Here is a 26,223-nt window from a genome sequence, read left to right as displayed (position 1 = left end):
AAAGTGGGCAAACAGGCTATTATCGAAACCAAAGACTTAGTCAAAGCCTACGGAAAATTTATCGCTGTGGATAAATTAAATCTTTGTGTAGGCGAGGGTGAGATTTTTGGCTTCCTTGGCCCCAACGGCGCCGGAAAGACTACAACATTACTCATGCTGCTTGGACTCACCGAGCCAACGTCTGGCACAGCTCGAATATGCGGTTTCGACTCTACCAGAGAGCCGCTCAAGGTAAAGCGTATTACCGGCTATCTGCCGGAAAAGGTTGGTTTCTATGATGATTTGACCGCAAGGGAGAACTTGGATTATACCGCGGCACTAAATGGCTTGTCCCGAGAGGTTGCATCAAGGAAAATCAGCGAGCTCCTAAATATGGTTGGACTGTCCCAAATGGCTGAGAATAAGGTTGGTACTTTCTCCCACGGTATGAAACAGCGCCTTGGAATCGCCGAAGTCATGATTAAAGACCCTAAAGTAGCTTTCTTTGACGAGCCCACAGCTGGAATAGACCCTGAGGGCATTGAACAGGTCCTTAGCCTCATCACCAACATGGCTAAACAGAAGGTGACCATTGTTCTGTCTTCGCATCAACTACACCAGGTACAGAAAATTTGTACTCGGGTGGGAATACTGTCCAAAGGACATCTCGTAGCCGAAGGGTCAGTAGATCAGCTCGCTAGAGAGAAAATCGGTGGTGGCAAGTTCAGAATAGAAGTCCAGGTATCGGAGCCTACAAGCAAGCTGATGAAATCAATAAAGAATATCAAAGGTGTGACCAATGTGGAAAGCTCTGACGACCTGCTGCTTATTAGCTGTGACGAAGACCTGAGACCTCAAATTGCCAGGGTGGTTGTTGATAGCGATAGCTTATTGGTTCAGATGAAGATTGAAGAGTATGGTCTGGATGACATTTACATGAAGTATTTCCGTAAGGCTTAGATTAGATATGTCGGGCTTAATGGCCGTTTTTTGGAAAGAATTAGCTGACCACTTTAATAGCAAGCGATTTATCATTTTATCTCTCCTGATTTACCTGGCCGGTATAGCAACTATCTATGTGGCAGCGCAAACCATTAGAACCGGCATAACTGAAACCACCGAATTCATCTTTTTGAGGCTTTTCATTGTCTCAGGTGAGACCTTGCCCTTTTCCTTCCCGTTCTTTCTCTCGCTTTTCATACCTATAGTCGGCATAGCTCTCGGTTTTGATGCTATAAACAGTGAGCGAACCAGCGGTAACCTTAGTAGGATTTTATCACAGCCCCTTTACCGAGATTCGGTAATCAACGGGAAATTTCTAGCTGGACTGGTCACCCTAGCAATATTAGTGGTAAGTATAATGCTTCTTGTCGCTGGCATGGGACTGCGCATGATTGGTGTGCCTCCAACTGCCGAGGAGATACTCAGACTTTTTGCCTTCATATTTGTGAGTATAATCTATGGCGCTTTCTGGATGTCGTTGGCTGTCCTTTTCTCGGTTTTTTTCAACCGTATTGCCACTTCGGTTTTGGCTTCGATGGCCCTGTGGATTTTTCTTTTCCTGTTCATGTCTATGATTGCCGGAGCTATTGCTGGTGCTGTTGTCCCTGTTGATCAGAACTCGAGTTTAGAATTGCTAGCCAAGAACGACGAAATCTACCGTACTATCAGTCGCATCTCACCAAGCACTTTATATGGAGAAACTGTCCAGGTTTTACTGATGCCTGAACTAGGGAACCCTAGCTCAACGTTGATGTTGATAAGCATATATGCAGGCGGAATGATACCAACACCTTTACCTTTAGGTCAGAGCTTGCTTATCATCTGGCCTCAGTTAACCAGCCTGATAGCATTGACTGCCCTGTGCTTCGCAGGCTCGTATATTAAGTTTATGCGCGAGGAGATAAGGTCAACCTAATCTAGTCCTACCAGTCCAAGTCGTATTTTGGCTATTCATCCTTGTGCTGAGTAAAAAATGATTCTGAAGACTCTTGTTGTCGGCCCTATTGCCAGTAATTGCTACATCGTTGGCTCTGAATCGAGCAAGCGGGGGATAATTATTGACCCGGGGGCTGAAGCCAAGTTGATTCTAAGAAATGTCAATGAGTTGGGCTTGACAATTCCTCTGATTGTGATTACCCACATGCACTTTGACCATACCGGTGCACTTGCGCCTGTTAAAGAGAGGACAGGAGCTAAGTTTGTCCTCCACGAGGCCGAGGCAGCAGACATAGGAATGTTTTCTAGAATGCTCTCATCTATGATGGGTGGCTCTTTCAGTCAACCACCCACACCAGACAGACTGCTAAAAGATGGCGACAGAATAGATATGGATGATTTAAGCTTCACTGTCTTGCATACACCGGGACATAGTCCTGGCGGCATCAGCCTCTACGGGCATGGAATAGTCTTCAGCGGTGATTCCCTCTTTAACTATGGCATAGGCAGGACTGATTTTCCGGGCTGTAGCTATAAACAGCTAATGGATAGCATTCAAAATAAACTCATGACCTTGCCGGATAAGACCATCGTCTATCCGGGGCATGGCCCGTCCACTACTATCGGCGAAGAAAAAAGGGGCAATCCCTTTCTCACATGATTGCCCCCTGCGGTTATTACTTTCTACGGTCTTCGCTATTCTCTACATCAAATGAACAGCGGACACATAACCAACGTGATGGTGCTGAGCAGCTTGACCAAGACATGAAGTGAAGGCCCAGCAGTATCCTTGAACGGGTCACCAACGGTGTCACCGACAACTGCCGCAGCATGAGTAAAAGTGCCTTTACCTATCACGTTACCATTCTCATCTTTGAGCTGCCCGTCTTCAATCATCTTCTTGGCATTGTCCCAGGCACCACCACCGTTGTTCATGAATGAGGCCAACATGATACCTGCGATGGTGCCAACCATAAGTAATGCGGCTACCACCATAGCGGCATCGTAACCTGCCCACTTGAAAATAAGCCCAACAACTACTGGCGCCAGCACGGGCAAAAGACCTGGCAGTATCATCTCTCTCAAGCCGGCACGAGCAGTAATATCGACCGCTCTAGCGTAATCCGGTCGAGAGGTACCAGCCATAATGCCTGGGTCAGCCTGAAATTGGCGGCGGACTTCTTTAATGATCTTGGCTGCGGTTTTTCCCACTGCCTTTATTGCCCAGGAGCTGAACAGATAAACCAGCATTACTGCCAAGAGAGCCCCTACGAAGACTTCTATCTTGGCGATGTCCACAACGTTGTACTGGCCCTCAACACCGAACTTGAGGAATGAAACCCTATTAAGATATGCCTGGAAGAGTAAGAAGGCGGCTAAACCTGCCGAAACCATGGCATATCCCTTGGTTAAGGCTTTTGTGGTGTTGCCCACAGCATCGAGCCTGTCGGTAATCCGGCGTACCTCTTTACCGGCACCTGCCATCTCGTTAATACCATTAGCATTGTCAGTTATAGGCCCAAAGGTATCCATTGACAGCACATACGGGCAGGTCATCAGCATGCCCATGGTAGCCACAGCAGTGCCGAAAGCACCGCCACCTTGGACTCCACTTATATTACCCATCCAGTAAGACAGCAAAAGGGCGAGGCCAATCACTACGGCTGTTGCCAGTGTGGTTTCAAAGCCTACAGCCGTGCCAGCGACAATGTTAGTGGCTGGACCTGTTCTTGAGGCTTCGGCGATTTCCTGTACCGGTTTGTATCGAGACTCAGTGTAATACTGAGTAATGTAAACGATGACAACGCTAGTAACAATCCCCACTACACCGGCACCGAACAGCCACCAGTTGCCTAGCATAAAGTGTATGGTTACAGCCATGCCGATAATTGATAAGGCGATAGCAACAAAATATCCGCGGTTCAACGCATTCATGGCGTTCTCTTCTTCCTTGGCGCGGACAATCAATACTCCTATCATGCTGGCGATCAGACCAAAAGCACGAACGACGAGAGGGAAGAGAATCCAGGCTATATTACCAGTGGCAAGATAGGCAATTACCCCAAGAATCATAGCGCCGATGTTTTCAGCAGCTGTAGATTCGAACAAGTCGGCACCACGGCCAGCACAATCACCAACGTTGTCACCGACTAAGTCGGCAATAACCGCAGCATTACGCGGGTCATCCTCAGGAATACCAGCTTCTACTTTACCCACCAGGTCAGCGCCCATGTCAGCAGCTTTGGTGTAAATTCCACCGCCGAGCTGAGCAAATAAAGCAACAAAACTAGCGCCGAACCCAAAACCCACGATTAGGTGAGGAGCGATTTCAGGTTTGCTGCCTCCGCCGAAGGCAAAGAAGATAGCGGTAACTCCAATTAAGCTAAGAGCGGTAATGAGAAATCCAGAAACAGCTCCACCTCTGAGGGCGATGGTAACTGCTTCAGTCAGGCTCTTTTGGGCTCCAGCAGCGCAGCGAACGTTGGACTTAACTGCAATATACATGCCGATAAAACCTGAAATCCCTGAACAGAAAGCACCTACTAGGAAGGCAACTGCTGTTCGCCAGCCAATTCCGAAAGCAGTCATCCCTTCAATACCCTTCTCTCCACCCAGTAGGGCCACAAGAACGCCGATGATAACTGCCACCACCAGCGACAGTATCCCGATGGTACTATACTGCCGTTTTAAGAACGCCCAAGCGCCTTCAAAAATCATGTCACCGATTTCCTTCATCTTTGGCGTTCCAGCGTCACGGCGTAGCACGTTTCTTGCCAGGAGTATGGCAAAAATCACCGTTACCAACCCAGCAACAGGAACAAGCCAGAAAATACCAGGCATTTTACCTCCTTATGATTGAGATTTGGTTTTCGCCATCTGATTTGCGAATAACCACCAAGTGTCAGATTCTATCGTCTTTGGCTAGCAGAGTCAAGGTTATCCATCATTGGAAATATAAAATTGTACTTTAGTACAGACGTATGCGGGATAGCAGACCTACTAGGCAAGAGGATCTCCTGCCTTTATCAAGTCACCTTTTTTTCGGAATTTGCTCTAACTTATCTTCCAGTTCTTTTTGTCTCAGAACCAGCGTCAGGTCGCCACGGGTTCTCTCCAAAATGCCACGCACGGCATCACTTGTTCGCCTCAAACCATAAGTGACACCCTCGGGGAAGTCCATAGTCATGAGGACAGCATATATGTCATCCATTACGGCTAGCAATTCCTCGCATCGAGAAAGGTCATTCCGTCTCAAGCTATCTAAAAGATAGCGCCGCAGTTCACCGACCGCTTCTCCCAGGCCGTTTAAGTACGCTGGATAGCTGATCCTCAATGCTTCCGGCTCAGGAAGCGACTTACCATCAACTATGGCTAAAGTTGTACTGGCCTCAGCGAATTCCTTCTGAGCATCGTGCACAAATCCGGCGTGTGCAAATTCGTCATTGTTCTGAAGCACATCGTTAACTAACTCTTCGAGTAATGCACGCGCTGAGCTTAAAAGTTGTTCTGCGATCACTTTCTCCTGACGATGGACAGCACGAATAGCATTGGCGCTGTAGCGAATTACCTCACGGCTTAGACGTAACGCCTTCTCTCGGGCTGCATCTTTAGCGGAGAAATAGAGGCGAATTTCCTCAGCGATGGTTTCTAGATTCTTTATGGCTCTTTGGTTTTTTTTCAATTTCTTTCACCAACTGGCGTGTTGCTGATTCTATATCCTTTTGAGTCAGGACAGCACTGATAACCGCTGCTGAATCAGCCCCAGTAGCCATGACCTCTCCAATGTTTTCTTTGTTAATACCGCCGATAGCAACTATTGGTATAGACACCGCCTTTCTGACTTGGCGCAAGTACTCCAGCCCAACCACCATAGCATGTACTTTTGTCGGCGAAGGGAATATGGAGCCTACGGCAATATAATCCGCTCCTTCGACTTCTGCGTCCTGCGCTTGAACCAAAGTATGTGTCGACAAGCCGACGATCTTGTCAATGGGTAATTCCTTTCTGACCGCAGATAAGGGGAGGTCATCATATCCAATGTGTATCCCATCTGCCTCAGATGCTAGGACTATATCAAGATAGTCATTAACTATAAAAAGGGTGCTGGATTTACAACATAAATCTTTCAGTTGTTGAGCTATAACTAACAGCTCGCCTTTGCCATGCTGTTTGTCGCGCAGCTGAATAACTTTAGCTCCACCACGGATAGCTTTGCGGGCTGCATCAATCACGTCTTTTAACTCTAATATTTGGGTATCGATAATGACGTAGAGACCGGTTAGTTCTTTTATCTTCTGCCGGCGCACTAATCTGGACAATAGCTCTTTCTCCAGTGTATAGAGATTAAACCGTGCTTGCTCGAAGTCCTTTGAGCGCAAGGTTGCACTCAAGTCTGAGAGTTTGGCTAGCTCCTCTACAACCCGTAATGCTTCTTCTACCCTTTTGGCGTTAGCCCTGGCAAGAGAAGGCAAATCCTGATGCTGGCTAATCTGGGTACCGAATCCTACATCTGCAGCTGCGTCTCTCTCCGAAAGCATGGCTGTGCCAAATTTATTTAGGCTCTTAACCAGGTTATGGCGCATCGTCTTCAATTGATGGCTAACGGCAGCATCATTAAGCAGAAAGCGAGCAACATCTTCGAGAAAGCGCAATCCTTCACCGATGCGGTTGCAATTGGCATCAAGAATACGCAGCGTCTGGCGAGGCACTTTGTAAATCCTTTACAGATTCAGGTAATTCACCTTCTCTAGCAGCCTGAATTTCCTGCTGAATTTCGCTGGGCATTTCCATACCCATGTCCTGGAACTTTCTCTCTGCCCATCTGCCTATATTGCGCGGGTCTTTGTAGTAGTCCGGACCTGAAAACATACTAGGCTCGCCACTCTCTTCATGTATGGTCTTGAGTGATTTATGATAAGCAAAGGTGGAGATAACACGAGATACATCAGGACTGCCGCAGATTGAGCACTTAGGCTCAAAAGAAGAGAGACTCCTTACTAGAAAACTGCTTTTTTTACGGCATTCGGGACAATAAAACTCGTAAACGGGCATGGAATTAAACCTGCTCAGCTTCTTCATGAGGCCCGCTAGTGCCTGTGCTGGCTGACTCAGCAGGCATTTCTCCCTTTTCCATCCTCTCAATCATCTCTTCGTATTCCGGGGCGACCTCCTCACCCTGACTCATTCGCTTGTTCCATTCAGCCAAAGCTCTAGGGTCGTCGGCTAACATCCCTCGGGTCATCTGCGAATCAGAGAGTATATCCTCATACATATCCTTGTATGTTTTGCTACGCACTGAGAAAGTGGAGAATAGGCGGCGTAACGTGTCATTACCACATTGCGGGCAAGAAGGTGAAGCCTGAGAAACGGTCGGCGAATATAACGTTACCTTACGTTTGCATTGACGGCACCAGTATTCGTAAAGTGGCATTGTATCAACTCCTTGATATATCTGAATTTTAGCACAACTGAGAAAAACATAGAAACAAAAACATCATCCTCACCAATAGACAGATTGACACTTGAGCGCTACTTCATTAAAATCCACATAGGTGATAACTAGTGAACAGTGATCAGATAAGAGAAGCCTTTCTGCGCTTTTTCGAGCAAAAAGAGCACAAAATAATCCCCAGTTCACCTTTAGTACCTCACGGTGATCCCACCTTATTACTAACAACTGCAGGTATGGTGCAAATAAAGCCTTATTTCCTGGGGTTAGCTATGCCACCAAGTACACGCCTAGCCTCATGCCAGAAGTGCTTCCGCACGACGGATATCAATTCAGTAGGCGATTCTAAACACCTGACTTTCTTTGAGATGCTTGGTAATTTCAGCGTGGGCGACTACTTTAAGAAGGAGGCTATTGCCTGGGCATGGGAATTTGTCACCGAGCGTCTAAAGCTAATGCCTGAGCGATTATGGATAACCATCTATTTAGATGATGATGATGCATTTAACTGTTGGCAAGGAATTGGCTTTCCTGAGAGCAGAATAATACGGCTTGGCGAAGAGGATAATTTCTGGGGACCGGCCGGTGATTCAGGGCCCTGTGGACCATGCAGCGAGATACACTACGATTTCGGCAAAGAAGCCGGCTGTGGCAAGCCTGACTGCGGTCCCGGCTGCGACTGTGGTCGCTTTTCTGAAATATGGAATTTGGTTTTTACCCAATATAACCAAGACCGCGGCGGAAAGCGCACACCTCTGCCAAAGCCAAACATCGATACTGGCATGGGGCTGGAAAGAGTTGCCGCTGTGATGCAAAGCGTGTCTTCAGTCTATGATACAGACCTCTTTATCCCTTTACGAGACAAGATATGCGGCTTAACAGGCATAAAGCACGGCAAGGATGAGGTTGCCGACCATTCCGTCAGGATTATAGCTGAGCACAGTCGAGGCATCACTTTTCTAATTGCTGACGGTGTTCTGCCATCCAATGAGGGCAGAGGATATGTTCTGCGTCGGGTATTGCGTCGAGTCTGCTTTTTCCTCAGGAAACTGGGCGCAGAAGAGCCTTTCCTTAGCCAAATAGCCGAAACAGTTATTGCCAAGATGGGGCACGTATATCCCGAGCTGGTGAAAAACCAAAATCTGATACAGGAAGTAGTTAAACTAGAGGAGGATAAATTCACCAGCACCTTAGATGCTGGAATTAATCTTGTCGACAAAGCTGTTGATGAAGCTCTGATGCAGGGGCGAAACAGTATTGCAGGTGAAGAAGCCTTCAGGTTTTGGGATACTTATGGCTTTCCTCTAGAATTAACTACTGAAATTGCGCGGGAGAAGGGATTAGATGTTGACCTCGAAGGCTTCGAGGTTGAGATGGAGAAGCAACGGGAGAGAGCCAGAGCTGGCCACAAGTTTAGCACTGCCCTGAGTGGTAATACGAGTTTGAATGCCGAAGCAGAAATCAAGCCTAAACCCACCAGCTTCGTTGGCTATGACAAACTTAAGGCTAATACTAAGGTTAGCTGCATTTTAGACCAAGTTTCTGGTAGCTCTGTAAAGTCTACCGGTAAGGCTCAGAAGGTTGCTGTTGTCCTTGAGGAAACGCCTTTCTATGGTGAGATGGGAGGACAGGTGGGAGACACTGGCATAATAACCGCCGATTCCAGTCGAATCGATGTTACCGATACAGTTTGGTCTCCATATGGTAGCCTGGCTGAAGGTGCCATCGTTCATATTGGGCAAGTTTTTAAAGGTGCTATCTCGGTTGGCGATATCGTTGAAGCCAAGGTAGACAAAAGCCGTCGCCTCGATATCGCCCGAAATCATACAGCGACACATCTGCTTCAGGCCGCCTTGCGCCAAGTGTTAGGTAGTCATGTTCATCAGAGGGGGTCTTTGGTACACCCTGAAGGGTTCCGGTTTGATTTTTCCCACTTGACCACCATCAGCAAACAGCAGCTTGATGAAATCCAGCACATCGTCAATGAAATGATACGAGAGAACTTGCCGGTGAAAAGCAAGGTTATCCCATATAAGCAGGCCATGGATGAGGGTGCTATTGCTCTTTTCGAGGAGAAGTATGGGGATACCGTAAGGGTGCTGGAAATAGGCGAGCCACTGATAAGTGCCGAGCTTTGTGGTGGTACACACGTCAAATCAACCGCAGAAATCGGAGCCTTCATTATAACCGGCGAAAGCAGCATCGGCACTGGTTTACGCCGAATCGAAGCTGTCACCGGAAGAAGTGCTGAAGCTTTTCTACGACAGCGACTTGAAGCATTGGAGGCTGCGGCTGAGGAGCTCAGAAGTTCACCGACAGAAGTTGTAGATAAGGTGAAAGCTCTGCTTGCTGAGCTGGCTTCAGAGCGCAAACACTCTACTTCCTTGGAAAAAGAGCTATCCCGCTATACAGTTGAATCCTTGATAGGTAAAACTGAGAAAGTGAATGGCATAACAGTCCTGACAGCTAAGGTACCATCCACTTCGTTAGCAGTCTTGAGGGAAATGGGAGATTTATTGAAAGACCGGTTGAAGAGTGCTGTTGTGGTTTTGGGGACGGTTCACGATGGTAAACCTGGCTTTGTGGCTATGGTCACCCCGGATTTGGTGAAAAGAGGTTTACATGCCGGTGATATCGTGAAACAAGTTGCCGCAGTCACCGGTGGTAGCGGTGGTGGTAAGGCAGACATGGCACAGGCTGGCGGCAAGGATAAAAGCAAACTCAACGAAGCTCTCGAGCTGGTGAAACAGTTGATCCAGAAAACTGGCCGATAACTCGAAATGCGTATTCTAGGATTAGACGTTGGAGACCGGAGAATAGGGGTTGCCATCAGTGACCCTGGAGAGATTTTAGCCAGTCCGCTGGTTACCATCACCAGAGAGGATGAGCAAAACGCTATAGATGCTATCATCCAACTCGTTGACCAACACGATGTGAAACGAATTGTGGTTGGTCTGCCTTATTCTCTAGATGGCAGTATTGGTGAACAGGCTAGCAAGGTGATGGATTTCGTTGAAGAGCTTTCCAAAGGTACCAGTGCCAAAATTGAAATTTGGGACGAGCGGCTATCCACTGTGGCTGTGGAACGCTTGCTAAGAGAGGCTGGTAATAAGAGGGCTGGGAGAAAGGCATCACGGGATGCAGCAGCAGCAGCCTTCATCCTGCAGGGATATCTGGATAGCCTGAAGGTCTGCGACCAGTGACACAGTTAATCAGCGTTATCGGTTACCCACTGAAGCACTCGGTATCTCCCGATTTTCAACAGGCGGCTTTGGACTACTATAAACTCGACATACACTACGAAGCCTGGGAGACAAAACCCGAGGATTTACCGTCCACAATAACTAAGCTGAAGCAGTCTCAAAATCTAGGAGCGAACATAACCGTACCTTATAAAGAGACAATCTTACATCTCATAGACGAGATTGACGACCTCGCCAGCCTGGTTGGCGCTGTGAACACAGTAGTCAATCGTGATGGCAGGCTCATAGGTTTCAATACTGATGCGCCTGGCTTCCTCAAAGCCTTACGTGATGATGCCAGGTTTGAACCTAAAAACAAGCGAGTGGTAATTCTCGGGGCGGGTGGGGCTGCCCGTGCTGTAAGCCTTGCTCTTCTTCAAGAAAAGGTAAGCTCTTTGACTATTGCAAACCGCACTCTGGCAAAGGCCGAAAGCCTAGCAGGCTCTATGGTCAAACATGCTGCTGACAACAAGATGAGCACAGAGATAGCTGCTATGCCATGGCAAAGCTCAAAGCTTGCAGAAGCAGTCAAGCACGCTCATCTGATAGTCAATTGTACTACCCTCGGGATGAAGCATTCTTCTGAAGAAGGACAATCGCCTTTGGCATCAGGCCTAATCCCCAAAGATGCTCTGGTCTACGACTTGGTGTATAATCCTCCAGAGGCACCTTTACTGAGAATGGCCAGGGAAGCTGGTGCCAATACTATCGGTGGCTTGCCTATGCTAGTTTATCAAGGAGCTGACTCATTTAAGCTATGGACGGGTAGGGAGGCACCACTTGACATAATGCTTTCAGCAGCCAAGCAAGCCCTGCTTAGAATAGGAGGTTAAAACGTGAAGAGAGTTACAATAATAGTCTGCACAATTACTTTATTGGTCTTATGTGCAATGTCGGTCTCTTGCGGAATCGTGGAAAATAAAGTAGCAGTAATCTCGCTTAGCGGGCCGATACAGTCGCAGGGCTCCGGGCTGTTATTTGGCGGCAATGTTATCAGTCCGAAATTTGTTCGAGAACAGCTGGAAAAAGCCAAAAACGACATAACCGTAAAAGCGATTGTTCTTCAAGTGGAAAGCCCGGGCGGTAGCGCAGCTGCCTCTCAGGAAATTTTGAACCAGCTTGAGCTGGTAAAAAAACCAATCGTGGTTAGCATGGGCGATGTGGTTGCTTCCGGCGGTTACTACATCTCGGCAAAAGCTGACAAAATCGTGGCTTTGCCTGGTACTTTAACCGGCAGCATCGGGGTCATCCTAGAAATCCCTAATCTCAAAGGACTGTTTGATAAGCTTGGGATAGAGACAGAGGTTTTCACAGGTGGTAAACATAAGGATATGTATGCCGGGCTTAGAGAGCTAACTCCGGAAGAAAAAATAATTACGCAGGAAATAACTGACCAGATCTATGACCAGTTCGTTCAAGTCGTGGTTGAGGGTAGAGATTTGAGTGAGGAGAAAGTCAGAGAATTGGCCACGGGACAACTTTATACAGGCGTACAGGCTAAGGAACTGGGCCTCGTCGATGAATTGGGTGGTCTAAACAAGGCTATAGACCTGGCTGCTAGTTTAGCTGGTATCGAGAAGCCAGAGATAGAATATTACAAGCCTGAAATTCCGTCTCTACTAGATACTTTGCTGGGGATGGGCTTGCAAAAGCTGCACAACGTCATTCAGGTGCAATCATTGGGGGCTGAAGGTATTATCCTTCTGGAAACACTGAGCAATCCCTACCCTCAGCCGGAATATCGATAAACAACCACAGGAATCAAGAATTATGGGGCAGTTTCGTTTTCTCACCGCAGGTGAGTCACACGGCAAGGGGCTAGTGGCAGTTATTGAGGGGATGGTAGCCTGCTTGCCCATCAGTGAAGACTACATAACTCAAGACCTTAAGCGTAGGCAGGCTGGCTATGGACGCAGCGCCCGCATGAAAATCGAGCGGGACAAAGCTGAGATTATCTCCGGCGTACGCCACGGCCTTACCATCGGCAGCCCGATAAGCCTGCTCATCTGGAATCGCGTCTGGGAAGATTGGCAGGAGATAATGAGCATTGCCCCGGTAGGTAAGAAAATACAGCCGATAACTACACCTCGACCGGGACATACCGACTTAGCTGGAATAACTAAATATGGCGTTGAAGATATTCGTCTCATTTTGGAACGGGCCAGTGCCCGAGAGACAGCAGCCAGAGTTGCCGTCGGCGGTGTAGCCCGAAGATTCCTCGATGAATTCGGCATTACTATTCATAGCCATACCATAAGCATAGGTAAACACCGGGCTAAACAACCCAAATCAATAAATTGGAAACAGGTGGAGAAATCATCTGTACGCTGCGCCGATGCCATGGCCCAAAAGGCAATGATAGCGGCTATCGATGAAGCCAAAGCTAAGGGAGATACGCTGGGTGGTGTCTTCGAGGTAATTGCCGCTGGAGTTCCTGTCGGACTGGGCAGCCACGTCCAGTGGGACCGCCGTCTTAACGCTCAAATCGCTCAAGCCATAATGAGCATACCCGCTGTGAAAGGTGTGGAAATAGGCGACGGCTTTTCGGTAGCCAGTGCTAAAGGCTCTCAGGCTCAGGACATAATCGAGACCAGCCCAAAAGGAGCTGCTTTAGCCTGGCATCGAGCCACTAATAATGCCGGCGGCATTGAAGGCGGTATAAGCAATGGACAGCCAATTGTGGTTCGCGCTGCTGTGAAACCTATCGCCACTCTGGGCAAACCCTTGCCATCCGTAGACCTGCGAACTGGAAAGAAGGCCGAGGCTCATTATGAACGCAGCGATATCTGTGTCGTCCCTGCAGCCGGAGTCATCGGAGAAGCCATGCTGGCCATCGTCCTGACAAACGCCATGCTGGAAAAATTCGGCGGTGACCACTTGAAAGAGACCTTAGCCAACTATAAAAACTACATCGGCTCTGCCTGCTCTCGCAAGCACTATGCGAAGTCGTAAAGCAAACAACAACATCGCCCTCATAGGTTTCTCAGCTACTGGTAAGTCGGTCGTTGCCACAAAAGTAGCTGAACGCCTGAACTGGACACTCATAGACACCGATGATGAGATAGTTAAGCTCAGCGGCAAGACTATTTCGGAAATCTTCAAACAGGACGGCGAGGATAAGTTCAGGCAGCTAGAGAGCAAAATATTGAAGCAGGCCTGTCACAAAGAGCGAGTGGTCATCGCCACTGGAGGCGGGGCTATAGTTGACCCTAAAAACCAGGATTTGCTTCTTGAAACCAGCGTGCTTGTCTGCCTGGAAGCCAAACCAGAGACCATATACCAGCGTCTGCTCCACGATACTCTGTACTCGGCTAACCCTGCAGTCCGACCTTTGCTTGCCGGGGGGAATCCTCTAGAACGCATCAAGCAGCTTAAAACCAAGCGTCAGCCCTACTATGCTATCGCCGACTGGACAGTCCATACCGACAACCTGACTCTCGATGAAGTAAGCCAGGAGGTAATAAAGGGCTGGCAGTATATAAATAAACATCGAAGCAGTAAACAATCTGCTGAAGCTGATTTGGCCTGTATGGTAGAGACAGCGACCGCCAGTTATCCTGTATTTGTCGGCTGGGGGATACTGGACAAGCTTGGGGAAAAAATGAAACAGGCCGGCCTATCAGGCACAGCTAACATAATTAGCGATGGAATCGTTTTTTCTATTTACGGGACACGAGTTAAGAAAACGCTGGAAAAAGCTGGCTTTACTGTCAATTGCTATGTGGTACCGCCTGGCGAAGCTTCAAAGAACATCGACCAGGCGGTCAAGATTTATGATTTTCTCATTGAGCACCGGGCAGAAAGAAATGACGTGATAGTTGCGCTGGGTGGTGGCATGATTGGTGACCTGGCCGGATTTGTAGCCGCCACTTTCTTAAGAGGCTTGCCCTGGCTGCAAGTGCCCACCAGCCTAGTAGCCATGACAGACGCCAGTATAGGCGGAAAGGTAGCCGTTGACCACCGCCAAGGTAAAAACCTGATAGGCGCTTTCTATCAACCGCGTCTTGTCCTGGCCGACGTTAAGACCTTGACTACCTTACCACAACGTGAGCTTACCTCAGGATGGGCGGAGGTTATCAAGCATGGGCTGATTCTAGACGACGCTTTCTTGCAGCTCATTGAGGATAATGTTAAAGACTTAGTGAAGTTAAAGCCAGACATTACTTCTAAAGTCATTGCTAGAAGTGCTGCCATTAAATGCCAGATTGTCTCTGAAGATGAAAAGGAAACTGGAAAACGCACCATCTTAAATTACGGGCATACTATAGCCCATGGACTTGAAGCCGCCGGCAAATATGACCGTTTTCTCCATGGTGAAGCAGTGGCTATTGGAATGATGGGAGCAGCCAGGCTCAGTCATAGGTTGAAGCTTTTATCACCAGACGCTGTTGGACGCCAGAAAGCTCTCTTGCAGAAGTTCAAACTACCTACAGATTGCTCCGGTATAAATCTAGCTGACGTGCTTGCGGCTATGGAACTGGACAAGAAAGTACGGGGCAAAGCAATCCGATGGGTCTTGCTCGAAGACATCGGCAAGGTAGTGATACGCAGTGATGTGCCGGAAAAGGACATATTGACTGTCCTTAAAGAGGTTGTAAAGCCTTGAAAATAACTCTAAGTAGGCAGTGGTCATTTCTGGACTATATCACCGTCCTGAAACCTGTAGAAACCAGCCTGCTTACCTTTATCGGCATTTGCTCAGTGATTATCGCCGCCGGTGGCTATCCGACAGCCAAAGTCTTTGCTCTCACCTTAATTGCCATCTTCTTAGGCAGTGCTGGCTCCAATGGGCTTACCAACTATCTCGACCGTGAGGTCGATGCCCGGATGGTGAGGACATCCAATCGAGCTTTGCCCTCAAGGCGAATCGACCCTCCGCAGAAAGCCCTGCCCCTCATCATCGGGCTTATAGTTGTCGGATTAGCCTTAGCCTGGGTGCTGCATCCCCTCTGTTTCCTATTTGGGCTGATCGGCGTCATAGCTTCGTCAATATGGCGTAAGACGATTTCATGCACCTTTCTCGGCATAGTCGCCGGCTGTAGCCCGGTGCTTATCGGCTGGTTTGCCATAAGTCCAGCCTTCGACGCCAGGCTTTTTCTCCTATGCGGTCTAGTCGCTATCTGGACTCCCATTCATGTCTGGTGTGTAATGATTGCCAACCGGGAAGATTATCTCGGTGCTGGCTTAAATTATTTCCCACTAAGCTGGCAGGTCAAAGATGTGGTAAAAATACTTTTTGGCTTATCTATACTTCTCTATCTTATTTCAATGCTCATCTACATAGCCGCTGATTTTCATCTGCCTTATCTGATTGTGGTGAATATCCTTGGCATTTTGATGGTTTATGCCAATGGCCGCTTGCTATTCTCGATGACATCAATGGCTGCCTGGAGGGTCTACAAACTATCGGCCTTTCCTTATTTGGGTATCATCTTCCTGGGTATGTGCTTAGATATTTGGTTGACATAGCATGGATGCTGACCTTATCAATACATTAGAGACTGCCTTTCATCCTAAGGCCATTGCTGTAGTCGGGGCATCGGAAGATCCCTTGTCGTTTGGCTACCACTATGTACGTCACCTTCTGGATTACGGCTATCCCGGGCATATCTATCCAGTAAACCCCAGCAAAGAATCCATCCTTGGTCTGAGAGCTTACCCAAACTTGAGCAGCGTCCCAGAGATAATCGATTATGTTATCTGCTGTCTTCCAGCATCTAAAGTCCCCAATCTGCTTGCCGAATGTCCTGCCAAAGGAGTAAAAGTTGTTCATCTTGTTGCCGGTCGCCTTAGTGAAACAGGGCGGCATGAAGCTAAAGACCTCGAAGCTAGGATCCTTCAGGAAGCTAAAAGACTTAACATCCGACTTATTGGCCCTAACTGCATGGGGATTTACTACCCGCGCGGAGGAATAGCGCACAGTTATAATTTGACCAAAGAGGCTGGAACAATTGGTGCTGTGTGTCAAAGCGGTGGTACGTCCGCGTTGCTCGTTCGTTACGGAGAATTACGAGGCCTTCGTTTCAGCAAAGTCATCAGCTACGGCAACGCACTTGATTTAGACGAAAGCGATTTCCTGTACTATCTCGCTCATGACAACGAGACTACGATTATCGCTGCTTACTTTGAGGGTATAAAGGATGGCAAGAAGTTTCTCAAGGTTTTAGGCGATGTAGCGCGTACTAAACCAGTGCTCGCCATCAAAGGCGGGCGAGGCACAGCTGGACCTAAAGCTGTTGCTTCACACACCGCTGCCATCGCCGGCTCTGACATTATATGGAAGGCAGCTTTCAAAAAGGCTGGTGTAATATCTGCCAAAGACCTAAGTGAGCTTGTTGACCTTCTCGTCGCCTTTTCCTTCCTGCCTCCGATTAGAGGAAATGGTGTCGGTTTAGTGAGTGCTGGCGGAGGGCTCTCAGTAATGTCTGCTGATGTTTGTGAAGAAGCCGGCCTTACACTGCCTCCGCTGCCCCGTGAGATTAAGGAGGAACTGAGAGGAAAGGCACCCGAAATATGGGATTGGGTGGGTAATCCAGTAGACTGCTCCATAATGGGTGGGGTAGCCATGGGCTTCGCAGAAATTCTAAAAGAGATACCGAGAATGTTAGCCAAGAGCCCACATTTCGATTTCATCATTGCTGAATTTACCGATGATAACCCCTTTTCGGAGGAGGTTTGGTCCAGTATTGCCAAGGGGCAGACTGAAGCGTTTATTAACCTGTCTCGAGAGGAATTGATGCCGTTAATTGCCGTAGTGAGTAGTGGAATAACCGGTTCTGACCGGCTTCCACACCAGCGATGGAAGTTGCTTGCTGAGCAGAGAGCACGGCTCGTCGATGCTCATATCCCGACTTATTCAACAGTAGCCGAGGCTGCAAAAGCCGTCAGGCAGTTTATAGATTATTGGCAAGCAAGGGCAGATGCGTAGCTTTCCAACCTCCGCCGCCTATGCCCAGAGCTTTCTACTAAAAGGCAAGGAGTTAATTAATAAAAGAACATTTTAGAGTCATAAAGGCCTGTTCAGATACCAAAGCACGTCTTGGAGAGCTTGTTACAGGTCATGGAATAGTGCCAACGCCGGCTTTCCTCCCCGTAGCCAGCCAGGGCACGGTCAAGACCTTAACACCAGAAGAGCTCAAGGACCTCGGTATAGCCATAATCCTGAGCAACACCTATCATCTTTACCTGCGGCCGGGAATAGATGTTATTGAGAAGCTGGGAGGGCTGCACCGGTACATGGGCTGGGATGGGCCGATATTGACCGACAGCGGCGGCTATCAGGTTTTCAGCTTAGCCCGGCTGTGTAAAGTCACCAACGATGGTGTCATATTCCGCTCTCATATCGACGGCAGTGAGCATCGCCTTACTCCTGAGCTGGTCATTGAATTACAACAGAAGCTGGGCGCCGACATCATCATGACACTGGACGAATGCCCAGCCGTTAACGCCAGCCTGGCAAAGATGCGTGAAGCTGTAGACAGGACCTCTCGGTGGGCGGAAAGATGCAAGAAGCACCATCGAAGCCCTGGCCAGCTACTCTTCGGCATTGTCCAGGGCGGCACTTCCACTCAGCTTCGGCAGCAGTCGGCGAAAGCCATTACCTCTCTGGATTTTCCCGGCTATGCCATCGGCGGCTTGAGCATAGGAGAACCTAAAGAGCTGACTTGGTCGATGGTGGATGAAACAGTGCTTTCATTACCTCCAGATAAACCCAGATATCTCATGGGTGTAGGCTCGCCTGAGGACATAATTGAAGGGGTCAGCCGGGGCATAGACCTCTTCGACAGCGCACTGCCTACCAGGGTGGCCCGCAATGGCGCCCTTTTTACCCTGCAGGGCAGGCAAAACATACGGAAGGCCGTCTACAAGGCCAAGAAGGGGCCTGTTGATGCCGGCTGCGATTGCTATACCTGCCGCACCTTTTCGGCTGCTTACCTTCATCACCTGTTCAAATGCGATGAGCTGTTAGCCTACAGGTTAGCCACCATACATAACCTGCGATTTATCATCAGGCTGATGCAGAAAATAGAAGCCGCCATTCAGCAGGGCACCTTCACCGCCTTCAAAAACGACTTCCTCAGCCAGTATCAGGTTACCGATGAGGAAGTCAGGCTCACCCAGAAGCAAAAGTGGTTGGATTCACCACGGCGGGCTGATATTCATTGATTTGAGGGATAGAATTCACCTATTGGTAAGTGAATCTCTCAGAATCTAGTTAGCATTCTATGAGCAAAAACAAAGAATCCGCTGAACTTTTTACAAGATTCAGAGGATTTTAGCTTCGAAAATTAGTGGCAGAGGTTGGATTTGAACCAGTACTCCTGACTACCTAAGCGGTTGCGCAGTGTCACCTTTAGGCAGATGATACCTAAAAGAGATCCCCTTACTTGATATTGGCAGTATTTGTGATAGCCAAACAGTGCCCAGAAAGCGTTATAATATAGCAGGTGTAAAATGAAGTATTCAATGAGCGAATCTGAGTTATTGAGGCTGGCTGATCTCAACCTTATAGAGTTCTGGTGCGAAAGCTCCAAATGGATACCAGGTACAGAGATTTTTGAAGCGCATGATACTGTGTTCATCAATTCTGCCTTGGGTTTTCCCGGCTGCAGTCTCGCATTTAGTTTAGCCACCGAACAAGATGAGCGTCCTGATGCGTTCCTGTCCCGCATAAAAGCCTTTTTCGCCACGCGCAAGCGGGGCTTTTCACTCCTACTTCGAGGCCATTGTGACCAAGCTCTTATTCAGTACTGTAAAGATAATGGAATATTCTTGGTATCTGAGCAACCGGGAATGGTACTTGAGGAACCGATAAAGGGGGGGCCAGCACCATCTGGAGCAGAGCTGCATTGGGTGGATAATGAGAATGAATTGCAGGGCTTCAAGCAAGTTGTAGTCGAGGCCTACCAGGACCTGGCATTTCCCAAAGAGGTCAGCGAAAGCTATTTTGCTCAGGCGCAGCGTGTAATCAGCCCGCACTTTATTTTAGCAGTAGTCCATTTTAAAGGCGAGCCCGTATGTACAGCACTGGCTATGCTCAGCCATGGCATCGCCGGTGTTTACTGGGTAGGTACAATAAAGAAGGCGCGAGGCACTGGATTGGCCGCGTACTGCACCCGCGAGGTGAGCAATGCTGCTTTTGCTCTGGGTGCACGAAAAGTCGTGCTCCAGGCAAGCAAGTTCGGTGAGCCGGTCTATCTAAGGATAGGCTATCGGGAATTCACCAGATATCCATGGTTCATATGTTCCAGCAAGTAAGGTAAGAGGTGTGGTTGCCTGTGGGCAGACAAGAACATACGGAAGGCCGTCTACAAGGCCAGGAAAGGGCCTGTCGACACCAGCTGTGACTGTGTTACACCTGCCGCACCTTCTCCGCCACCTATCTGCATCATCTGTTCAAATGTGAGGAGCTTCTGGCCTATAGGTTAGCCACCATACATAATCTTCGCTTTATCACCAAGATGATGCATCAAATACATACCGCCATCAAGCAGGACACCTTCGCTGCCTTTGAAGGCGACTTCCTCAACCGATATCAGGTTACCGACGAGAGAGTCAGGCTTGCCCAGAAGCAGAAGTGGCTGAACTCGCCACAGCATCGTAATGACACCGTTCTTTAGGCCTGGAAGATTGTATAAAAAGAACGCATCGTCTTTGGAGTTATATAGTATAAGGATAGTAAGACTCACGAAAAAAGGCTGGCATATTGCTATGATTTATTTTCTAGATTATCTATTAGACTGTCTGAGGAATCCTTCCATTTTTTAACAAGCATGTTAATATTTTGGTTAACAATGATTGCCTGAGAGCCGATTATGACTATTCCCGCTGAAATCCAAGCAAGACTATCATGTACATTATTGAAAATTTTATTAATGTCCTTTTCAGAAGGTAAATCCGTCTCTTTACGATCTAATTTCTTGGATAGTTCTAATAATTTCTGGATATCTTGTAATTGCTTTATAGTTTTTGCCATTTTGGGGGGTGGCACGAACAATTCTACTCCACCATCAAGAATAAATTTCAGCATGTAATTTATTCTGTCATCATTTGTACCTGAGCCTAATTCTTGTGGTCTTAGGATACGATGTTCGCGAATTGCAGTCTTGAAAGCGCAGGCTGTTGACAAGATCTCATATGCAGAAGATCGATAGCGATAAGCCTTACGCAAAAATTGCAGATGAGTAGGATCATCAATTTTTATACCTTTAACAGTTGGCAAGGTCAAAGATTTGAATCGCTCTGTTATTGATTCTGCGAGTTTTTTCGCTATATTATCATCAATACCTAAGACAGTCCACTGATGTTGCATAGGTACTATACTAGTTTGTACAACTGAAGTAATCTGATTACGAATTTGGTCAAGTTCCCTTCTATTTTCTTCCCGCAAAGATTCAAATTTCGAATTAAAATCTATTAAATTCCATATTTTCAATTTTCCTGCTAGCGGCGCTAATACTAAAGCTACGACCAATACAAAGATCCAAAAATGTATATACTGGATGGGATTCCCTTGGACTGCAAGCACATATATTAGGTAGGCGATAGCAATAGTAGCTACACAATACGGTATTATTTGATTCCATAAGGATGGTTTCAGCTTCATCAGCTCATCGTATAGCCCACTGCATTATAATTCTATCGGCAATCGTAGTGCAACTAATGCATTTTAAATATTTATCTAACGAATATTCAATTTAAACTCGAGCCTGTGATTTGCATCAATAGAAACGTAATTGAACAAGAGGCTACCTTAGGCTATAATTTCCAAATACACTAGGAGATCTACTTGCTCAAGAGCCATAGCTGCGGAGAACTAAGAGATAAACACGTGGGAAAAGAGGTAACTCTGGCGGGGTGGGTGCACCGGCGCCGCGACCACGGCGGACTGATATTCATAGATTTGAGAGATAAAGAGGGCATAGCTCAGGTAGTATTTAATCCTGAGACGTCAAAAAAGGCACACCAAACAGCCAACGAGCTCCGCAACGAATATGTGGCTAAGATAACCGGCAAAGTTGCGAAACGTCCCTCTGGCACCGAGAACCTGAAGCTGCCTACGGGCAAAATAGAGGTTATCGCCAGCGACATTCAAATCCTCAATATAGCCAAAACACCGCCATTCTATATAAATGAAGATGTAGAAGTCGACGAGAACCTGTACCTCAAGTACCGCTATCTCTACCTCAGGCGCCCCAGAGTGAAAGAAAATATCATACTTCGCCATAAGGTGGAGAAATTTATGCGCGATTTCCTCGATGCCAAAGGCTTTGTGGAGATTGAGACGCCCATATTATTCAAGAGCACACCGGAAGGCGCCCGTGACTACCTGGTGCCCAGCCGCATACATCCGGGCAAGTTCTACGCGCTGCCTCAGTCACCGCAGCAGCTCAAGCAGCTATTGATGGTGGCAGGCTTCGAGAAATACTACCAGATAGCCCGCTGCTTCCGCGATGAGGACTTGCGAGCCGACCGCCAGCCCGAGTTTGCGCAGCTCGATATGGAGATGAGCTTTATCGATGAGGAAGACATACTCAGCCTGCTGGAAGAGATGTTCACCTCGCTGGTGGAGACGGTTAAGCCGGAAATGAAGATGCTGAAGCCGTTCCCACGGCTTTCCTTTACGGAAACGATGGAGAGATACGGCACGGATAAGCCGGATATACGCTTCGGGCTGGAATTAAGAGACCTGTCCAAAATTGCCGCCGAATCCGAGTTCGCCGTTTTCCGGTCCGCTATACAGGGCGGTGGCAAAGTGAAAGGTATATGCCTGCCTGGCTGCGCCGATTATTCCCATAAGCAGCTGGAAGAGCTGACGGAGCTGGCAAAGTCCTGCGGAGCCAAGGGGCTGATAACATTAGCATTACCTGCCGGCAGTTTTGACAAACTGGAGCAACTGACTCCCGAAAAAGTAAAATCGGTAGCTGCCAAATACCTGGCCACGGAACAGCTAAAAGAGATAGTCCGTAAATTTGAAGCTAAGGCTGGCGACCTGATACTAATCGTGGCCGGCGAGACCAAGATGGTGGATAAGGTGCTGGATGAGCTGCGGCGGGAGATGGGACACCGACTGGGACTGATCGACCCGAACCATCTGGTTTTCTTCTTTGTCGTTGACTTTCCGCTGCTGGACTGGAATGAGGAAACGAAGCTGTGGGAGCCGATGCACCACCCGTTTACATCACCGCGCGAAGAGGATATACCTCTTCTTGATACCGACCCAGCCAAGGTGCGGGCGCGCCATTACGACATCGTGTGCAACGGCTATGAGCTATCCAGCGGCAGCATCAGGATTCATACTCGCGAGTTGCAGCAGAAGGTATTCCGCCTGCTCGGCTACAGCGATGAGGAGATAGAAGCCCGGTTCGGGCATATGCTGGAAGCATTCGACTACGGAGCACCGCCTCATGGCGGTATTGCGCCGGGTATCGACCGCGTGGTGATGCTGCTGGCAGGGGCGGATAACATCAGAGAGGTGATCGCCTTTCCCAAGAACCAGAGCGCCATAGATGTGATGAGCGATTCACCGTCTCCGGTGTCTCAAGCCCAGCTCGATGAATTGCATTTGAAGCTGACAGGCGAGGGGACCACGAAGGCTTGAGGCGGCAGGTCTATTTGAGTTTCCCCCCTCCCTCTATCTCCCTCCCGCCAGGGGATGGAGGAATTTTTTTCGCAGAAGATAATACCGTAAGGTATAATATAGAAGGGTAAAAATGAAGGTATCTACAGAGCCAGTTGAGAACAGCCAGGTAGCAGTAAACATCGAGATGGAGCCCGTCGAGGTAGATAAATACCTGGACAAGGCTTACAATCGCCTGGTTAGAAGGGTCTCCGTACCCGGCTTTCGTAAAGGGAAGGCACCCAGAGATATACTGGAACGTCACATTGGCAAAGATGCCTTATTCAAGGAAGCCCTGGAAGACCTGATACCAACAGCCTATAAAGAGACTCTGGAAGAGCAAAAGATAGAGCCCATTGCTCAACCACAGTTCGAACTTATCCAGACAGAGCCATTGATTTTTAAAGCCATTGTGCCGCTCAAGCCTACAATCAAGCTTGGAGATTATACAAAGATAATGGTTGAATCCAAGCCGGTAGAAATAAGCCAAGAAGACGTCGAGACAACCATCGAGCAACTACGGCATCAACAAGCTATCCAGTCACCGGTAGACCGCCCAGTCCAATTCGACGACATCGTAACCATCGACGTCGAGGGCAAGAGAGACGGAGAATCTTTCCCTATCCGTAAGGACGTTGTATATGAGGTCCTTAAAGAAGCCCGGTTACCTCTTCCTGGCTTCGCTGAGAAGCTGGAAGGTATGAGTAAAGGCGAAGAAAAAAGCTTTGTCTTGTCCTATCCTGCAGACTACGAAATGGAGGAGCTGGCTGGAAAAGAACATGCCTTCAAGGTTACAGCTACGGAGATAAAGGAAAAAACACTGCCCGAGGTCGATGACGAATTCGCCAAAAGTCTGGGTAAAGAGGACCTGGCTTCACTGCGAGAGCAAATAGCGTCCAATCTGAAAACCAGGGCTGAGGAAAGGGCTCGCGCGGAGCTGGAGCAGAAGGCGGTCGATGCTGCGGTCGAACTAAGTGAAGTAGAATATCCACCGGTATTAGTGGATGGAGAAATCGACCGATTGCTCAGGGACGAGGCAAGGCACTTTGCTGAAGGAATCACCGGCCTGGAGAACTACCTGAAGACCATCAACAAGACACTTGAGGGGCATGTGGAAGAATTACGCCCTACGGCAAGTCGACGTGTTGTCCGGTCTCTGGTTCTGGGTAAAATAGCTGAAGCCGAAAAAATCGAAGTCGATGATTCAGAAATAGATGCTGAGATTGAGAAGGCAGCAAAAGATGCGGATAAGCAGGCTGATGAGATAAGGAGGTTTTTCAGCCTCCCGGAAACTCGTGAGCCTATCAAGCAGCTTCTGGTAGGTCGAAAAACGGTTGAGCGGTTGGTTCAGATAGCTACAGAGCAAAAACGAGTTACTCATTCTAGAAAGGGGAAGGCAAAATGAAAAATTTACCACAAAACATTATTCCAATGGTTATCGAAAGCGGTGCCCGGGGCGAGCGAGCCTTTGACATTTACTCGCTGCTCTTAAAAGAGCGCATTGTCTTTCTGGGTACACCTATCAATGACCAGATAGCCAGTTTGATAATCGCACAGCTTCTTTACCTGGAGCACGAGGACCCGGAGAAGGACATAAACCTTTACATCCATTCACCGGGCGGAATTATCGCTGCTGGCCTAGCGATTTATGACACTATACAACTCGTTCGGCCAGATGTGTCAACAATCTGTGTTGGGTTGACTGCCAGTATGGCCACGGTTATTCTTGCTGCCGGAGCTAAAGGTAAACGTTATGCCCTGCCACACTCCACGATTCACATGCATCAGGCAGTTGGCGGTGCCCAGGGCCAAGCAGCCGATATTGAGATCGCTGCTCGAGAGATTATGAGGCTGCAGGAACTGATTCGCAATATATTGGCTAAGCATACCGGGCAGCCGATGGATAAAATTGCCCATGATACCGACCGTGATTTCTACCTTAATGCTGAGCAGGCTGTGGAATATGGCATCGTTGACCAGATTTTAAGCGGCGCACCAGTCAAGGGGCAGAAAAAAGGCTAGGCATTTACAGGCGACATCCTGAGCGTTTGAGGTATCTCTGGGATAACTGAGCTAAGGTCGGAAGCCCTTTTCGAGCACCGACTTCCCTGATAGCAAAGCTTGCCATTATATCGCCGAGCAACCCACATTCTTCAATCCCTTTGCCTTTGAGGAAACCGAAGAGAAAGCCGGCAGAAAAAGCATCTCCAGCACCGGTGGTCTCCAACGGAGATTTTGGGCTTCCTGTTTGGGACTCAACTTCATATTCCTTTTCCCCAGCACAGGTATAGGCAGTAACCGTCCCAGCTTTGCCCTTAACCAGACCTTTGCCCAAAGTTACGACGACAATCCGGCAGCCTGATTTCACAAGTTCCCGGGCTCCGGCCTTGAAATCCTTGCCTGTCAATCGCTCGATTTCCTCACGGTTCATGAAGACAATGTGCGTCTTCTCAAGTAAAGGCATTAAGGCTTTCAGCCCTTTAGCAGCGTAAAGCATACCGGGAGACAGGCTGACCCTGACTGACTTCACAAGTTTTTTTACTAAGTCGACTTGAAGTTTAAGCTGCTTGTCATCAGCAAAGGAAGACAGGTGAACTATCTGAACCGGGTTCAAATAAGCGAGGCCTATATTCTTGGGGTTTAATAGACTATTAGCTCCGGGGGAGACATATATGACTCGTCTTCCCAACTTATCGCTGATGCAGGTTGTGGAGCCTGTCGCCGCTTTCTTAGCCCTGATTTGACTGATATCGACTGCGGCAGCCTTGAAATCATTGAGCAATTCTTTCCCATCATCGTCCATGCCTACAGCACCGACGAATCCTGTCTTAACACCGAGCTTAGCCAAGCCGTAAATAGTGTTAGCCGCAGACCCACCGGGAAGAGACATGAAATCTGTCACCATTTGCTCGCCGTCAACGACAAGCTTCTCGACCCGGTACAGACGGTCGATATTCATCGCTCCAAAACCGACTACCTCAATTTGAGCCATTTGA

Annotated in this window: 23 protein-coding genes and 1 pseudogene; 17 read left to right on the top strand and 7 right to left on the bottom strand. The window is 48.3% G+C overall.

Features of this window, described 5'->3' with window-relative positions:
• Positions 1–3 precede the first annotated feature (3 nt).
• The 3 genes from FJ023_07775 to FJ023_07765 are packed head-to-tail and all read left to right on the top strand — an operon-like array spanning position 4 to position 2,578.
• Positions 4–939: an ABC transporter ATP-binding protein gene (locus FJ023_07775; protein MBM4447229.1), complete on the top strand. Its 936-nt coding sequence runs from the start codon at positions 4–6 to the stop codon at positions 937–939.
• Between the two features lie 7 nt (positions 940–946).
• Positions 947–1,897: an ABC transporter gene (locus FJ023_07770; protein ID MBM4447228.1), complete on the top strand. Its 951-nt coding sequence runs from the start codon at positions 947–949 to the stop codon at positions 1,895–1,897.
• A 57-nt stretch (positions 1,898–1,954) separates the two neighbouring features.
• A complete protein-coding gene (locus FJ023_07765; protein MBM4447227.1) occupies positions 1,955–2,578 on the top strand; it encodes an MBL fold metallo-hydrolase in 624 nt (207 codons plus the stop codon).
• A 47-nt stretch (positions 2,579–2,625) separates the two neighbouring features.
• Here FJ023_07765 and FJ023_07760 read toward each other — a convergent pair whose 3' ends face one another.
• From FJ023_07760 to FJ023_07740, 5 genes are all read right to left on the bottom strand, one after another.
• Complete coding sequence (locus FJ023_07760; protein MBM4447226.1) at positions 2,626–4,758, bottom strand: sodium-translocating pyrophosphatase; 2,133 nt, start codon at positions 4,756–4,758, stop codon at positions 2,626–2,628.
• Between the two features lie 190 nt (positions 4,759–4,948).
• The gene (locus FJ023_07755; GenBank protein ID MBM4447225.1) at positions 4,949–5,578 is read right to left on the bottom strand and encodes a haloacid dehalogenase; all 630 of its coding nucleotides are present in this window, start codon (positions 5,576–5,578) and stop codon (positions 4,949–4,951) included.
• On the bottom strand, positions 5,553–6,635 hold the full coding sequence (locus tag FJ023_07750) for a thiamine phosphate synthase (protein MBM4447224.1): 1,083 nt from the start codon (positions 6,633–6,635) through the stop codon (positions 5,553–5,555). Before FJ023_07750 ends, FJ023_07755 begins: the two co-directional genes overlap by 26 nt.
• Entirely contained in the window at positions 6,598–6,996 is a 399-nt protein-coding gene (locus FJ023_07745) for a hypothetical protein (protein MBM4447223.1), read from the bottom strand. Before FJ023_07745 ends, FJ023_07750 begins: the two co-directional genes overlap by 38 nt.
• Positions 6,974–7,348 (bottom strand): zinc ribbon domain-containing protein, encoded by a 375-nt coding sequence (locus FJ023_07740; protein MBM4447222.1) that lies wholly within the window; start codon positions 7,346–7,348, stop codon positions 6,974–6,976. Before FJ023_07740 ends, FJ023_07745 begins: the two co-directional genes overlap by 23 nt.
• 131 nt (positions 7,349–7,479) lie before the next feature.
• Between FJ023_07740 and alaS the strand changes: the two genes are divergently transcribed.
• The 11 genes and pseudogenes from alaS to FJ023_07685 all read left to right on the top strand — a co-directional run bounded on the left by alaS (position 7,480) and on the right by FJ023_07685 (position 20,228).
• The gene (gene alaS, locus FJ023_07735) at positions 7,480–10,140 is read left to right on the top strand and encodes an alanine--tRNA ligase (GenBank protein ID MBM4447221.1); all 2,661 of its coding nucleotides are present in this window, start codon (positions 7,480–7,482) and stop codon (positions 10,138–10,140) included.
• Between the two features lie 6 nt (positions 10,141–10,146).
• Entirely contained in the window at positions 10,147–10,569 is a 423-nt protein-coding gene (gene ruvX, locus FJ023_07730; GenBank protein MBM4447220.1) for a Holliday junction resolvase RuvX, read from the top strand.
• Positions 10,557–11,441, top strand: a complete 885-nt coding sequence (aroE, locus tag FJ023_07725; protein MBM4447219.1) for a shikimate dehydrogenase — start codon at positions 10,557–10,559, stop codon at positions 11,439–11,441. Before ruvX ends, aroE begins: the two co-directional genes overlap by 13 nt.
• A 3-nt stretch (positions 11,442–11,444) precedes the next feature.
• Positions 11,445–12,356: a signal peptide peptidase SppA gene (sppA, locus tag FJ023_07720; protein ID MBM4447218.1), complete on the top strand. Its 912-nt coding sequence runs from the start codon at positions 11,445–11,447 to the stop codon at positions 12,354–12,356.
• A gap of 22 nt (positions 12,357–12,378) precedes the next feature.
• Positions 12,379–13,560, top strand: coding sequence for a chorismate synthase (gene aroC / locus FJ023_07715; GenBank protein MBM4447217.1), 1,182 nt, complete (start codon positions 12,379–12,381; stop codon positions 13,558–13,560).
• Positions 13,547–15,214, top strand: a complete 1,668-nt coding sequence (aroB, locus tag FJ023_07710) for a 3-dehydroquinate synthase (GenBank protein MBM4447216.1) — start codon at positions 13,547–13,549, stop codon at positions 15,212–15,214. Before aroC ends, aroB begins: the two co-directional genes overlap by 14 nt.
• Entirely contained in the window at positions 15,211–16,077 is an 867-nt protein-coding gene (locus tag FJ023_07705) for a protoheme IX farnesyltransferase (protein ID MBM4447215.1), read from the top strand. Before aroB ends, FJ023_07705 begins: the two co-directional genes overlap by 4 nt.
• A 1-nt stretch (position 16,078) precedes the next feature.
• Complete coding sequence (locus FJ023_07700; protein ID MBM4447214.1) at positions 16,079–17,536, top strand: hypothetical protein; 1,458 nt, start codon at positions 16,079–16,081, stop codon at positions 17,534–17,536.
• Between the two features lie 59 nt (positions 17,537–17,595).
• On the top strand, positions 17,596–18,774 hold the full coding sequence (gene tgt / locus FJ023_07695) for a tRNA guanosine(34) transglycosylase Tgt (GenBank protein ID MBM4447213.1): 1,179 nt from the start codon (positions 17,596–17,598) through the stop codon (positions 18,772–18,774).
• Between the two features lie 288 nt (positions 18,775–19,062).
• Positions 19,063–19,866 carry a hypothetical protein gene (locus FJ023_07690; GenBank protein ID MBM4447212.1) on the top strand — a complete coding sequence of 268 codons (804 nt, stop codon included), beginning with the start codon at positions 19,063–19,065 and terminating at the stop codon, positions 19,864–19,866.
• 18 nt (positions 19,867–19,884) lie between these two features.
• Positions 19,885–20,228, top strand: a pseudogene (locus FJ023_07685) (tRNA-guanine transglycosylase).
• 89 nt (positions 20,229–20,317) lie between these two features.
• Here the strand turns inward: FJ023_07685 and FJ023_07680 are convergent.
• Positions 20,318–21,214 carry a hypothetical protein gene (locus FJ023_07680; protein ID MBM4447211.1) on the bottom strand — a complete coding sequence of 299 codons (897 nt, stop codon included), beginning with the start codon at positions 21,212–21,214 and terminating at the stop codon, positions 20,318–20,320.
• A 183-nt stretch (positions 21,215–21,397) separates the two neighbouring features.
• Between FJ023_07680 and aspS the strand changes: the two genes are divergently transcribed.
• The 3 genes from aspS (at position 21,398) to FJ023_07665 (ending at position 25,249) form a co-directional block, all read left to right on the top strand.
• Complete coding sequence (gene aspS, locus FJ023_07675) at positions 21,398–23,209, top strand: aspartate--tRNA ligase (protein MBM4447210.1); 1,812 nt, start codon at positions 21,398–21,400, stop codon at positions 23,207–23,209.
• A gap of 112 nt (positions 23,210–23,321) precedes the next feature.
• A complete protein-coding gene (gene tig / locus FJ023_07670) occupies positions 23,322–24,632 on the top strand; it encodes a trigger factor (protein ID MBM4447209.1) in 1,311 nt (436 codons plus the stop codon).
• Positions 24,629–25,249 (top strand): ATP-dependent Clp protease proteolytic subunit, encoded by a 621-nt coding sequence (locus FJ023_07665; protein ID MBM4447208.1) that lies wholly within the window; start codon positions 24,629–24,631, stop codon positions 25,247–25,249. The genes tig and FJ023_07665 overlap by 4 nt, the downstream gene beginning before the upstream one ends.
• A gap of 4 nt (positions 25,250–25,253) precedes the next feature.
• Here the strand turns inward: FJ023_07665 and FJ023_07660 are convergent, their stop codons facing one another.
• The gene (locus tag FJ023_07660; protein MBM4447207.1) at positions 25,254–26,219 is read right to left on the bottom strand and encodes a carbohydrate kinase family protein; all 966 of its coding nucleotides are present in this window, start codon (positions 26,217–26,219) and stop codon (positions 25,254–25,256) included.
• Positions 26,220–26,223: the final 4 nt, after the last annotated feature.

It is taken from the genome of Chloroflexota bacterium (genome assembly GCA_016875875.1).
Lineage (GTDB): Bacteria > Chloroflexota > Dehalococcoidia > GIF9 > UBA5629 > 9FT-COMBO-48-23.
The sequence above is the reverse complement of the archived record's forward strand: the minus strand, read 5'-3'. Positions and strand labels throughout refer to the sequence as shown.

Excerpts from the sequence above, each read along its gene's own strand:
- FJ023_07770 (MBM4447228.1), top strand. The coding sequence starts at position 947 with ATGTCGGGCTTAATGGCCGTTTTTTGGAAAGAATTAGCTGACCACTTT.
- FJ023_07765 (MBM4447227.1), top strand. The coding sequence starts at position 1,955 with ATGATTCTGAAGACTCTTGTTGTCGGCCCTATTGCCAGTAATTGCTAC.
- FJ023_07760 (MBM4447226.1), bottom strand. The coding sequence starts at position 4,758 with ATGCCTGGTATTTTCTGGCTTGTTCCTGTTGCTGGGTTGGTAACGGTG.
- FJ023_07745 (MBM4447223.1), bottom strand. The coding sequence starts at position 6,996 with ATGAAGAAGCTGAGCAGGTTTAATTCCATGCCCGTTTACGAGTTTTAT.
- FJ023_07740 (MBM4447222.1), bottom strand. The coding sequence starts at position 7,348 with ATGCCACTTTACGAATACTGGTGCCGTCAATGCAAACGTAAGGTAACG.
- ruvX (MBM4447220.1), top strand. The coding sequence starts at position 10,147 with ATGCGTATTCTAGGATTAGACGTTGGAGACCGGAGAATAGGGGTTGCC.
- aroC (MBM4447217.1), top strand. The coding sequence starts at position 12,379 with ATGGGGCAGTTTCGTTTTCTCACCGCAGGTGAGTCACACGGCAAGGGG.
- aroB (MBM4447216.1), top strand. The coding sequence starts at position 13,547 with ATGCGAAGTCGTAAAGCAAACAACAACATCGCCCTCATAGGTTTCTCA.
- FJ023_07700 (MBM4447214.1), top strand. The coding sequence starts at position 16,079 with ATGGATGCTGACCTTATCAATACATTAGAGACTGCCTTTCATCCTAAG.
- FJ023_07690 (MBM4447212.1), top strand. The coding sequence starts at position 19,063 with ATGAAGTATTCAATGAGCGAATCTGAGTTATTGAGGCTGGCTGATCTC.
- FJ023_07680 (MBM4447211.1), bottom strand. The coding sequence starts at position 21,214 with ATGAAGCTGAAACCATCCTTATGGAATCAAATAATACCGTATTGTGTA.
- tig (MBM4447209.1), top strand. The coding sequence starts at position 23,322 with ATGAAGGTATCTACAGAGCCAGTTGAGAACAGCCAGGTAGCAGTAAAC.
- FJ023_07665 (MBM4447208.1), top strand. The coding sequence starts at position 24,629 with ATGAAAAATTTACCACAAAACATTATTCCAATGGTTATCGAAAGCGGT.
- FJ023_07660 (MBM4447207.1), bottom strand. The coding sequence starts at position 26,219 with ATGGCTCAAATTGAGGTAGTCGGTTTTGGAGCGATGAATATCGACCGT.